This is a genomic window from uncultured Aquimarina sp. (assembly GCF_947492115.1).
In the GTDB taxonomy this organism is placed as follows: domain Bacteria; phylum Bacteroidota; class Bacteroidia; order Flavobacteriales; family Flavobacteriaceae; genus Aquimarina.
This window is the reverse complement of sequence record NZ_CANLMM010000005.1, coordinates 57,993-69,310: the sequence shown is the minus strand read 5'-3', so window position 1 is coordinate 69,310 and position 11,318 is coordinate 57,993. Positions and strand designations below refer to the sequence as shown.

At 31.7% G+C, this 11,318-nt stretch carries 12 protein-coding genes; 3 read left to right on the top strand and 9 right to left on the bottom strand.

The features are described from left to right. Window positions 1–41: 41 nt before the first annotated feature. The 3 genes from Q1A73_RS15975 (at window position 42) to Q1A73_RS15965 (ending at window position 1,376) form a co-directional block, all read left to right on the top strand. Window positions 42–458 (top strand): NUDIX hydrolase, encoded by a 417-nt coding sequence (locus Q1A73_RS15975; protein ID WP_299607354.1) that lies wholly within the window; start codon window positions 42–44, stop codon window positions 456–458. Between the two features lie 10 nt (window positions 459–468). Then, window positions 469–723 carry a hypothetical protein gene (locus Q1A73_RS15970; RefSeq protein ID WP_299607353.1) on the top strand — a complete coding sequence of 85 codons (255 nt, stop codon included), beginning with the start codon at window positions 469–471 and terminating at the stop codon, window positions 721–723. 299 nt (window positions 724–1,022) lie between these two features. Next, window positions 1,023–1,376 (top strand): hypothetical protein, encoded by a 354-nt coding sequence (locus tag Q1A73_RS15965; RefSeq protein WP_299607352.1) that lies wholly within the window; start codon window positions 1,023–1,025, stop codon window positions 1,374–1,376. 223 nt (window positions 1,377–1,599) lie between these two features. Here Q1A73_RS15965 and Q1A73_RS15960 read toward each other — a convergent pair whose 3' ends face one another. From Q1A73_RS15960 to mnmE, 9 genes are all read right to left on the bottom strand, one after another. Beyond that, window positions 1,600–3,033 (bottom strand): amidohydrolase family protein, encoded by a 1,434-nt coding sequence (locus Q1A73_RS15960; RefSeq protein WP_299607351.1) that lies wholly within the window; start codon window positions 3,031–3,033, stop codon window positions 1,600–1,602. 31 nt (window positions 3,034–3,064) lie between these two features. Further along, complete coding sequence (locus tag Q1A73_RS15955; RefSeq protein ID WP_299607350.1) at window positions 3,065–3,775, bottom strand: GNAT family N-acetyltransferase; 711 nt, start codon at window positions 3,773–3,775, stop codon at window positions 3,065–3,067. 2 nt (window positions 3,776–3,777) lie between these two features. Next, window positions 3,778–4,734 (bottom strand): NAD(P)H-dependent oxidoreductase, encoded by a 957-nt coding sequence (locus Q1A73_RS15950; protein WP_299607348.1) that lies wholly within the window; start codon window positions 4,732–4,734, stop codon window positions 3,778–3,780. Between the two features lie 41 nt (window positions 4,735–4,775). Next, window positions 4,776–5,354, bottom strand: a complete 579-nt coding sequence (locus tag Q1A73_RS15945) for an NAD(P)H-dependent oxidoreductase (RefSeq protein WP_299607346.1) — start codon at window positions 5,352–5,354, stop codon at window positions 4,776–4,778. Window positions 5,355–5,373: 19 nt separating this feature from the next. Continuing rightward, the gene (locus tag Q1A73_RS15940) at window positions 5,374–6,288 is read right to left on the bottom strand and encodes an NAD(P)-dependent alcohol dehydrogenase (RefSeq protein ID WP_299607344.1); all 915 of its coding nucleotides are present in this window, start codon (window positions 6,286–6,288) and stop codon (window positions 5,374–5,376) included. Between the two features lie 94 nt (window positions 6,289–6,382). Next, window positions 6,383–6,634 carry a DUF983 domain-containing protein gene (locus Q1A73_RS24605; RefSeq protein WP_366141465.1) on the bottom strand — a complete coding sequence of 84 codons (252 nt, stop codon included), beginning with the start codon at window positions 6,632–6,634 and terminating at the stop codon, window positions 6,383–6,385. A 104-nt stretch (window positions 6,635–6,738) separates the two neighbouring features. Next, window positions 6,739–7,614, bottom strand: a complete 876-nt coding sequence (locus Q1A73_RS15935) for an SDR family oxidoreductase (RefSeq protein WP_299607343.1) — start codon at window positions 7,612–7,614, stop codon at window positions 6,739–6,741. A gap of 162 nt (window positions 7,615–7,776) precedes the next feature. Further along, window positions 7,777–9,588: a helix-turn-helix domain-containing protein gene (locus tag Q1A73_RS15930; RefSeq protein WP_299607342.1), complete on the bottom strand. Its 1,812-nt coding sequence runs from the start codon at window positions 9,586–9,588 to the stop codon at window positions 7,777–7,779. Between the two features lie 111 nt (window positions 9,589–9,699). Next, a complete protein-coding gene (gene mnmE / locus Q1A73_RS15925) occupies window positions 9,700–11,103 on the bottom strand; it encodes a tRNA uridine-5-carboxymethylaminomethyl(34) synthesis GTPase MnmE (protein WP_299607341.1) in 1,404 nt (467 codons plus the stop codon). Between the last annotated feature and the right edge of the window lie 215 nt (window positions 11,104–11,318).

Below are 11,318 nucleotides of genomic sequence, written 5' to 3'. Positions count from 1 at the left end.
GATCAAGTTTATGATTACTTAATTTAATCAATTGGTTGCCGATGAAAATTAAAAAACACAGACAAAAATCAAGATTAATAGTCTATCAAGGAGATGAACTATTAGTATTTCAAAAGATCAGTAATAGATTAGAATATGGATTAATAGGAGGGTTTTTAAAAAAAGGAGAAACTCCAGAAAAAGGTCTTATCCGAGAAACGTATGAAGAGACAGGTGTACAACTTTCTGAACAAGATATGGACTATTACGATTCTTTAACGTTGGATTGGGGTGAGAATCAAAAGCTTTCCAAACATTATTTTGTTTGTAAAAATGCGAATAAATCTTTTTCACTTAGTGAGCCCGATAAGTTTGCAAAAATTACATGGATATATTGGAAGGATGCATTAAAATATTTTGGTAAGTCGGACCGAAAAATGGTGAAATCTTTATTTAAACCTTGTAAGATTAATTATTAAAAATCAATATATGGACGGTGTTTTTATTAATCAAAATGTAGAGTACGGAGTGTTTAAAAAATACTATGATGGGTACTTTCAATTTGAAATGGAAAATGGTGAAACCATTGTTTTTGAAGAAGTGTCAAATCTTGCACTTAGAAAATTTGATCTTAAATCAGATTCTTTTAAAGGCAAAAGTTTTGAAATCACATACTCAGAGTATGTTGAGGATGATGATGAGGATTTTGTATCCTTTAGAATTGAAAAATTAGAACTTGCATAAAAAAAAACTAAAGATTGTATAATCGATATAGCTTTAAAGAATATCGTAGATAAAAAAGTATAGGAAATCATCACGTGTAAGTATCTAAGAGATTATTTACTAAAAGCACCAGACTTGAAGTGATAACAATCTGGTTTTATATCATAAAAAAACTTAAATCTTACATATCACGAAATGGAGTATAAACAGAATTAATTTTTTGCTTATCTATAAGTAAGTAAACTTTTTAAATAAAAGCCGTAGCGGTTATCTAAGCAGGAAATTTTTATTTGATTCATTTCTAACAAAAAATAAAACAGATGAAAAATTTAATAAATACAACATTCATTATAATAGTATTATTTTTCGGTGTCACTACAGTAAAGGCACAAGAAACAAATCAGGAAAAGGAAACCATTGAAGGAGTTTTTGATGGTTTTGATGGTGAAAATTTCACATTTAATTATATCACGGAAGATGGTGATGAAGATATAGTTCTTTTTCCTAAAGTAGCACCTGAAGTATTGGAAAAATACAATCTTAGTGATGAGAAATTTATTGGAAAAAAGTTTAACATCACTTTTAAGATAGAATGGGAAACAGAAACAGATGAAGATGGTGATGAACAGGAATATGAGGTTAGAACTATTATTGATTTAGAATTATTGGACTAAATGTAAAACTAAATAGAAGATATAAAATATACAATTTTGTCCTTTTAAGTATCAGAGAAAAGTATTGGTGATAATCAGGTTACCGATACTTTTTTTTGTTTGGATTGTGAACTTATTCATTGGATTTTAAAAGGTGTCCGTAATATCTGTCTTAATTTCTGAAAATGAGTACTAAAAGAATTAGTTGCTTATCTATTGGATGATTAATGTTTTTATTATTTTTTTACTTTTCGACCAATAAGTTTTCTACATATCTTATTGCAGTTGCTACTAAGTTTTTTCTATTCTTAGCTTTTGAATTAAAAGAGTTAAGCTTATCTCTATTTATTTTTTTCCCTTTTATAAATATAGTTGAAGGCTCAGAGAGTACAGATAGGTCATCTAAAGGATTCGTATCTAAAACCAATAGATTTGCTGTTTTTCCTTCTTCAATAGTTCCTAAAGATTCAAAATGCGAATGTGTCTTGGTTGGGTTAACTGTTGCTGTTTTTAAGACTTCATAATTAGAAAGACCCGCCTCTTGATAAAATTGAAGTTCTTTATGAATTGAAAATCCGGGTAATGTTACGCCAATACCTGCATCTGTCCCACAAATTAGATTTACATTCGCTTTATGAAGCAATTCGACTATGGTTAAATGAAATTTATGTTGTTCTTCAATTCTAGTTAGTGCTGATGAGTCATTAATTTTTGTGTTATACCATCGTTCAAATTGCATTTTACTATCAACTTGCCTAATTAGTGGATTCAAATACTTTATAGGTTCAGAATCTAAAATCGAATCGTTACCCATCATATTGTGAATATTTTTAAAAACGATCAATGTTGGACAATAACTTGTATGCTTTGATTCTGAAATAGTATCAATGATACCTCTTAGTTTTGTAGTATCTAAATCAAATTTTAAAGCTTGTTGAACAATTTCTTCTGCGTGTTCTATAGACTTTATTTGTGGATTTAAATGGTATGAAAATGGTACTTTTTGAGATGGATGTGCTACTATATCCATATCACTTTTCTTCGTCTGCTCAATTACCGCATCAAATATTTCTTTATCTAGACCATAATAGGTTTTAATCAGATCATATCCTCTCTCTTTGTATGACATTATTTTTTCTTTAGCTTCTTTCGGATTTAATAGGTTTAAATTATCATCACCGATAAACTCCGGACCCGTTAATTTTGGACCTGTAGTGACTATTATTGGAGAATAGATTTCACCAGTATTTGCATCTTCTTTAATTCTAAGATGCATCGGCATTCCCCATAAGTTTCTAACGGCAGTTACACCATTAGACAAATAAAGGCCAAGTTCATATCTATCCCATATATGAACATGCATATCGATTAAACCAGGAGTTAGAAATTTATTTTGACCATCAAATTTTTGAATACCATCTATAAGAATAGTATCTGCTACTTTTTGAATGATACCGTCTTTAATAAACACCATCTTACTTTTCAAAATAGTGTCTTTATACATTGGAATTACGTTCACATTAGTAATTAAATAGGTATCCCTAGATGCAGTAGATTTTGTATTTATTTTTAAATAATTTGTTTTATACAAGTCCACAAATAAGGTTATGATTAATGTTATAATGACTAGTGTTGCTAGAATTGTAATGATTTTTAATAGGCGTCTTACTGTTTTCATAATTATGGGAATTGAGTATTACGTTACTGTGTTATAATTTAAATGAATTTAAGTATCCTTTATTAGTAAAGCCATATTTGCGATAAATAGGTGCTCCTAATGTTGAGGCCACTAAATGAATTTGAGGACTTTTATTTTTGCAAGCATGATGTAATAAATGCCGCGTCATTTCTTTACCTAGTCCTAAACCTCTTAATTCCTTTTTAGCTCCAATCATATGCAAGCCAGAATCACCATTTTTATCTAAGTAAAGCATACCACAGCTAACAAATTCAGTTTCATACTGTCCTAGAAATAATTGGGTATTTGTATCTTTTAGCAACCCTAGTAATGAGGAAAAATGAATATTATAACCGAAGGCATTAGATGCAATACTTGAAAATATAGCAATTGCAGTTTCATCTTCTACTTTGATTATGTTGGAACTCTCTTTAAACACCATCTTAGACGAAACATTTACTGACATACCTTCTACAACCGATGTTATATTGAAGTGATTTTCAATTAGTATTTGATTAATTGTATCTTCTGCATCTAAAGCAATAGCATTAGGTATGTTATTTTTCAAAATTTCAGTTTTCAGTTTTGAAATACTGTTGTTCTGAATATTGAATGTTTTTGAGGGCCAAGTACCTTGGCTCGGTAAGAGTGTGGTATATCCATCATATTGATGAATATAGCCACTTACCTTACCTAAATTTGCCCAAAACTCAAATTGATGTGCTATTGGTCTTGATTTCATAATTATACTAATTGAATGGATGATGCCTCGATTAATGCCGCAGAATCTTCGTAAAATCTGTATTCTTTAATCATCTCATCTTGGATTATACATAATTGTACCCAATTACTATAAAATAACTTACCAGTACTTTTTACTAGATGTGTGAATGTACCTTTGGCAATTACCAAATTTTCTTCAGCTTCAACTACAGTATCTACTGTAAATTCTTTCGTTTCAAATAGCGATACAATATTCTTTAAAAATTGTCTTGCTTCCTCACGTGTGCGATATATGCCATGTAATTGCTCTGTTGGGCGTTCTTCTTCTTTAACACTAACGATGTAGCAGTCTGGATGAAAAATGTTTATTACCTGTTCTAAATTACCATTTGTAAATGCTTTGAAATAAGACTCCACAACATCCTTGTTACTTTTCATAACATTAGAATGAGTATTAATGAAAGAATTAAATGCCTTATCAAGCTTATTTACTTCTGAATTATTTGTAATTCTCTTATTGGTAATATCAAAGTTTGTTTCGAAACTACCTAAAGAATAGGATGCTTTTAATTTACCACCCCATAGGGGTATTAGTTTAGCCAACAATCCTAGATGTGTTCTTGCTCCAGTAACACCTGGTGATGTACTTAACAACAGTACCGGCTTATTATCGAAGAATTTTTGAGTTATTACTGATAACCAATCTATGATGTTTTTTAAAAAAGCTGATGGTAAACCATTATGTTCTGGTGATGCAATAATAAAGCCTTCACTTTCTTGAAAAATTTTATATAAATCTAAAATAGTTTCTGGTATACCTTTGGTCTGAATTTCCTGTGAGTAAATTGGTGTGTCAAACTTTTTTAAATCTATAAACCGAATATCATATTCAGGATGTCGATTAATTACAGACTGTACTAATTTTTCATTAATTGAATCTGGATTATTACTTCCAGAAAATGCTAAAATGTTTTTCATGATTTTTAATTTTTATTCGTTTTTTGAATTACTTTTTATACTTATTTTAAGGCTTCTCCAAGTTTTCCGATTTTATAGAGCCATTTTTTACGCTGCTCCAAAGAAGAACTTTTTACAGGTGCGAAGTAGGTAGTTTTTACGGGCTTTATTCCACAAAACTCTAATACTCCTTTTTTCATCTGATTGATCACTGGTTTTTTCATCACCAAGCTATGATACCAGCTCACAGTATCCGAAGTGATTATCATTCTTGAGGTTTTGCCTTTTAATAATTTATTTGGAAATAATTTTCCCTTTTGGTACTTGAAAGTAACACCTGGTAAAAATGTTCTATCGATAAATCCTTTTAATAAGGCAGGTGTGCCATACCACCACATCGGAAAAAACCAAACAATATGGTCTGCATTCTTTATTTTAGAAATTGCTGTTTCTAAATCTGGCTCTAAGGGGTAAGGAATACGATAACCATATTTTAAATTAGGGTCGAATTTTATATCTATAAGGTTTATCATTTCTACTCTTGCACCTGTCATAATTGCCCCTTTATGATAACTTTTTGATAGTGCCCAATTGAAACTTTCTTTATCTGGGTGACCGTTTATGATTACTATATTTTTCATTTCTATGTATTTTGACTTATTAAATTATTATCGAAATATTGCCTCGTTTTCGTCCTGTATCTACGTAAGCATGTGCCTTTTGGATATCTTCTAAAGCGTAAGTTTTATCTATAAATGGACGAATTGCCTGTTGTTCAACTAAAGTTTTTACTTCTTCTAAGGACTCATTACTTTGTTTAGTAATCATTTTTGTTGTAACATATTTCCCACCTTTTAAAAGGGCAGTTTTGGAATTTACTTTACTTAGTTTGCCGACAGCATCGAAAATGATATCATACATCTTGTTTGATTTGGTAAAATCCTCTTTTGTATAATCGATAACTGTATCTGCACCAAGTGAAGCGACCATTTCTATATTCCGACTACTGCATACTCCCGTAACATCTGCGCCTATGCTTTTTGCAATTTGTACTGCATAGCTTCCAACACTACCAGAAGCACCGTAAATAAGTATTCTCTTGTCTTTATAGGTATTGGCCTTTTTCAATAAATAAAGCGCGGTCATTGCTCCGATAGGTAGAATAGCCGCCTCTTTAAAATCTATGTTAGTTGGTTTAAGCACTAATGCGCCTTGTTTCCAACATTCTGGTACTGCTATGAATTCGGCATACGCACCTGTTTTAAGCATCGATGTTGTTCCATAGACTTCATCACCCGTTTTAAATCTTGTAACTTTATCACCGACTTGTACGATGTGACCAGAAAACTCGTGGCCCAATATTTGTTTTTTAGGTGTAAATAATCCAAAAATTAATCGTGCGGGTAACCAAGCTAATGGCGGAAAATTCGATGCTCTAAGACGAACATCACCCGCAGTAACAGAGGTTGCTATTATTTTTATCAAAACCTCATTTGATTGAATTACAGGTTTAGGTACATCCTTTAATTGAAGTACGTTTGGACCTCCATATTTTTTATATATTACAGCTTTCATAAACTTAGTTTGCAATTAAAATTTACGCTACAAATATCTTACGGGTACTTAAGCAAATCGTTCTAGATTATTATTCCGAACCTATTTTATAGCTTTAAAATTTTCGCATGAGATAAATCCAAATTATTCTCGAAAACCTCATGTTAAATGATGACAAGAGTATGAGTGTTAATGCTATCCAAAAGATTATTCTCATATCATAAGCAGACTCAAAAAAAAGTCTTCCGAAGAGGAATACTGTTACAGCTTCCGCTATGCCCAGTGCATAACTTACATACATAGCGCCAAAGAAAAATCCTGGTTCTTTCTCGAAAATATATCCACATTTCTCACACTTCTTATTCATTTTATTTGAAAAAAAATTGAAGTAGATATTCTTTTTGCTGTATATATGTCCTTCATTACAATTAGGACATTTATTACTTAAAATTTCACGTATCATGACTTTAATTATTTAGAATTTTGAGCTTCAACCAAAAAGAAATCTTGAAGTTTGTTTTCTCCATATCTCATCGCAATATTATCATCAGCCATCAGTGTTAAAAAGAATTCTAATGGGCCGTAGGTGCTAATAGATGTAAATTTTCGAACGGACCATAATACCAGCTTTCTCACCCAATCTGGTAAATGCCAGATGGATGGTACTTTTCCATATGCATTGAATGCCAGTTCTGCAATTTCATTATGGGTTAATATATCAGGACCCCCAACAGAAATTTCCTTAATAGTGTCGTTTACTAAATCAAGACATAATTTTGACAGGTCTTCTCCATGTATTGGATTTAGCAATTGTTCGCCGTTTCCAAAGAGATATATTTTTCCTTTTCTAGCCATTTCCAAAAAGTCTTTCATATCGGAAAAGAATCCATTTGGACGTACAATGGTATACTCCAAACCTGATTTCTTTAATTCATCTACAAATGCTTCTTTTGCCTCTAGAATTTTCAAGTTCTTGTGTTTATCTCCGTTTATAGCTGAGATATATATAAATTTTCTAACACCAGTTTTTTTTGCTTCTTCCAGGAGATTTAGATTTGCCTTATAATCTACATCCATATAGGTTAATCCATCTTTTTGGCGCGTTATACCTACAGTGGAAATAATAGTATCTACATTCTCAGTAATACCTTTTAATGTGTTAGCATGCGTAACTTCGGCTTTTAGAATTGTTAATCGAGACGATTTAAGTTGTTCTAGTTTTTCAGGTTTTCGTGCTATTAATCGTCCGGTAAGATCTCTATTTTGCATTTCCTGTGCTATATAATTACCGAGGTAACCTGTAGCTCCAGCGAGAAGAATGATTTTATTATTATTTTTTGGTAGCATCGTTATCTATCATTGTGGGTTCATAAATTTTGATGATACAAAGGTGTAGTAAAACCGAAAGGCAATCGTTCTGAAATAAAATTCAGAACTTATAAAATGAGATATAGAACTTATTAGGTTACAAAGAAGTTAAGGAAAGGTGGTTAATCTAGGGTGACTAATTTATGGTTGCGACTTTAACCACTGTTTTGGTGTTAGGCCTTCTGCTTTTTTAAAGTAGGTATTAAAAACGGTCTTAGAATTAAAGCCACTATCATAGGCTAAACCTAAAAGAGTAAGATGTTTATTTTCTGAATTTAAAGCATTGTCCTTAAAAGCTTTCAATCTATAGGTATTGATATAATCATTAAAATTTTTACCGATACATTCGTTTAATAGCCATGACAATTTATTAGGATGAAGGTTGAGGTGCTTGGCAAGAGCCCTTAAGCTTAAGTTTTGATTTGTATACAGTTGCTCATTTTCCATTTTCGAATTTAAAACGTCAAGCAGAGCGTTAATTTCAGAATGATCGAGGATAGAATTCTTAGGATTATTATCTACATTTTCTTGAATAGCTTCTAAGTCAGCTAATAAGAAATTAGAGTTTAGGTTTTCTTTGGATGATATAGCAGAAGAAAGCAATTCAAAAAGAGGATCGTTCTTGTATGAGATAACTTGTCCCATTCTGTTATTTACTTTTTCTTCCAAAAGAGATAACGCCTTATTAGAGTGTCCTGCATATAAATTCAAATAGACATCCCACGGATATAATAGTGGTTCGGTTAGTGATTCCAATTGTCCGATAAGATCTTCTATTTTAGATGAGTCCATCTCTTTTTTATGGAATAGATTATAAAAACATTGTGCGATTGTTTTTAGGGTTTGAGATTGCACGTTTTCTTTTAGATATATATCAAGTTTTGCTTTCTTATTCAGTTGTATAAGAATTAAAACCTTAAGGTTTTGTAATAAACTGAAATGAGGATCTAAGTTCAATCCTTTTTCGACGTAAGAAATAGCTTCGGTAAAATCTCTTTTTAAATACAGAATAGTTGATCTTGTGTATAAGGCATTTACCGATAGTGGATCTAATTGCAACGCTTGACTGTTCGATTTCAGTCCTTTTTCAAAACTGCCTGTGGCTCTATGTATTTCAGCGATAAAATCAAGGGTAAATGCATTTTGAGAGTTTAATTTTATAGCTTTTTGAAGATAATCATACCCTTTCTGATGGTTCCATTTTCCCCAAAATTCATGAGTTGCACGCACATAAAAGGTTTCGTATGATTCGTTTCCTACTTGAGCACCTAATGCAAAATACATTTCCGCCTTTTCAAAAGCCTCATTTTTAGAAAAAAAGCCCCATGATCCCAAAAGACTGTAACACATACCCAAATTAAAATAGGCTTTCGTGAAGTTAGGGTCAATGTGGATACTTTCATCAAAAAAAGAAATAGCTTTTTCCATAGAAGGTAAATCCCATTTAAAAAAGTAAAACCGCCCTTTTAGATAATTTTCATAAGCTTCTATACTTTCAGTTTCTTGATGTACTAATTGATCTTGAACGGTTAAGTGTCCAAAATTCTCACGAATCTTATCAGCAATTAATAGACTTATTTCATCTTGTAGCGCAAAAACATCATCTAATTGTCTATCAAATTTTTCAGACCATAAAAGAAAACCATTGTCGGTGCGAGTTAATTGAGTTGAAATCCTAATCCTATCTTTTGCAATTCTAATGCTTCCTTCCACGGCATTCGTTACACCTAATTCATTACCTATTATGCGAATATCTTTTGGCTTATTTTTAAATGCAAATGAAGATGTTCTGGCTGTTACCTTTAGTCCTTCAACTTTTGATAATGCATTAATGATTTCTTCAGTAATTCCATCAGAAAAATAATCATAGCTGTCATCTCCACTCATATTCTTGAATGGTAATACGACAATAGATTTATCTACATCTATGATATGCTTGCTAACTATCCCCAAGTTTATAAAAACTAAAATCTAAAGATACAAATTGATATGATCAGTGCATAAAAATAGTATACCACTCGGGAAAGTTCTATGTGACTTTAAAATGAAAGAAGAGGAAGTAACTTACTTCCCAATACAGAAATTAGCAAAGATGTTTCCTAGCAAATCATCAGAGGTGATTTCTCCAGTAATTTCTCCAAAATGATATAAAGCCTGGCGAATGTCGATAGCCATTAGATCTCCAGAAAGTCCAGTATCCAATCCATATTGTACTTTTTGTATTTCTTCTAATGCTTTTAATAAAGCATCATAATGTCGGGTATTCGTGACTATTGTTTCATTATTGCGTAGAGCTCCTGTATTTACAAAATCTAATAATTGGTTTTGCAATTCTTCAACTCCTGTCCCAGATTTTGCAGATAATAATTGTAAAGTAACACCTTCTACTTGTGATAGTTCATTGGTTAATGCTTCAAGAGATTTGGTATCAACTTTATCAATTTTATTAGCAACTATAATTAGTGGTTTTTGAGGGTATTTATTTTTAATTTTTTCAATTTCAACAATAAAAGTTTTACCCGAAACCAGAAATTTATCAGCTTCTAGTAAATAGATAACTACTTGCGCTTGTTCTATTTTTTCAAAGGTTTTTTGGATACCAATACTTTCTACAACATCTTCTGTTTCTCTAATTCCTGCTGTATCGATAAAACGAAAGCTAACTCCTCCGATGTTAATTTCATCTTCGATAGTATCTCTTGTAGTACCTGCAATATCGGATACAATAGCTCTTTCTTCATTTAGCAATGCGTTCAATAATGTAGACTTTCCTACATTAGGTTCTCCAACAATTGCTGTTGGGATTCCATTTTTGATCACATTTCCGACAGCAAATGAATCTATCAGTCGTTTCAGAACATTGGTAATTCTTGATATCAAATCTTTAAACTGACTTCGATCCGCGAACTCTACATCTTCTTCTGAAAAATCTAGCTCAAGCTCTATAAGAGAGGCAAAATTCATCAATTCTTCACGAAGTTTTTTAATTTCATTAGAAAATCCACCTCGCATTTGTTGCATGGCAATTTGGTGCGAAGCTTCAGAATCAGAAGCTATAAGATCCGCCACGGCTTCTGCTTGCGAAAGATCTAATTTTCCATTTAAAAAAGCACGTAAAGTAAACTCACCAGCATCAGCCATTCTACATCCACTGCGTAATAATAATTGAATGATTTCTTGTTGGATGTAAGTAGATCCATGACATGAAATTTCTACCGTAGGTTCTCCAGTGTATGAATTAGTGTCTTTAAATAGTGATACTAATACTTCATCCAAAACACGACCATTGTCTACGATATGACCTAAATGAATCGTATGGGTTTTTTGAGCAGCCAAATCTTTTCCTTTAATAGATTTAAATAAAGGGTTACAGATTTTTATGGCGTCTTTTCCCGAGATTCTAATTACAGAGATGGCACCTGCTCCCGATGGTGTAGCTAACGCCACAATAGTATCTTGTGTAATCATACATTTCAAAATCAAAATACAAAAATAGACATATTATCACGGTAGCATTCTATTTTTAAGTTGAAACTTTTTTGCAGAGAGGATTTAGTTCCTTACATTTAAGGCTTAGGGGTTGAAATTTTTATAATTTCAGTAAAAAATAAAAGGAAATAATATGGAATGCAGCTTAAGGTCTAACTAACCGAAAGCGAGAGATTTAGTAACTAAATTTAATT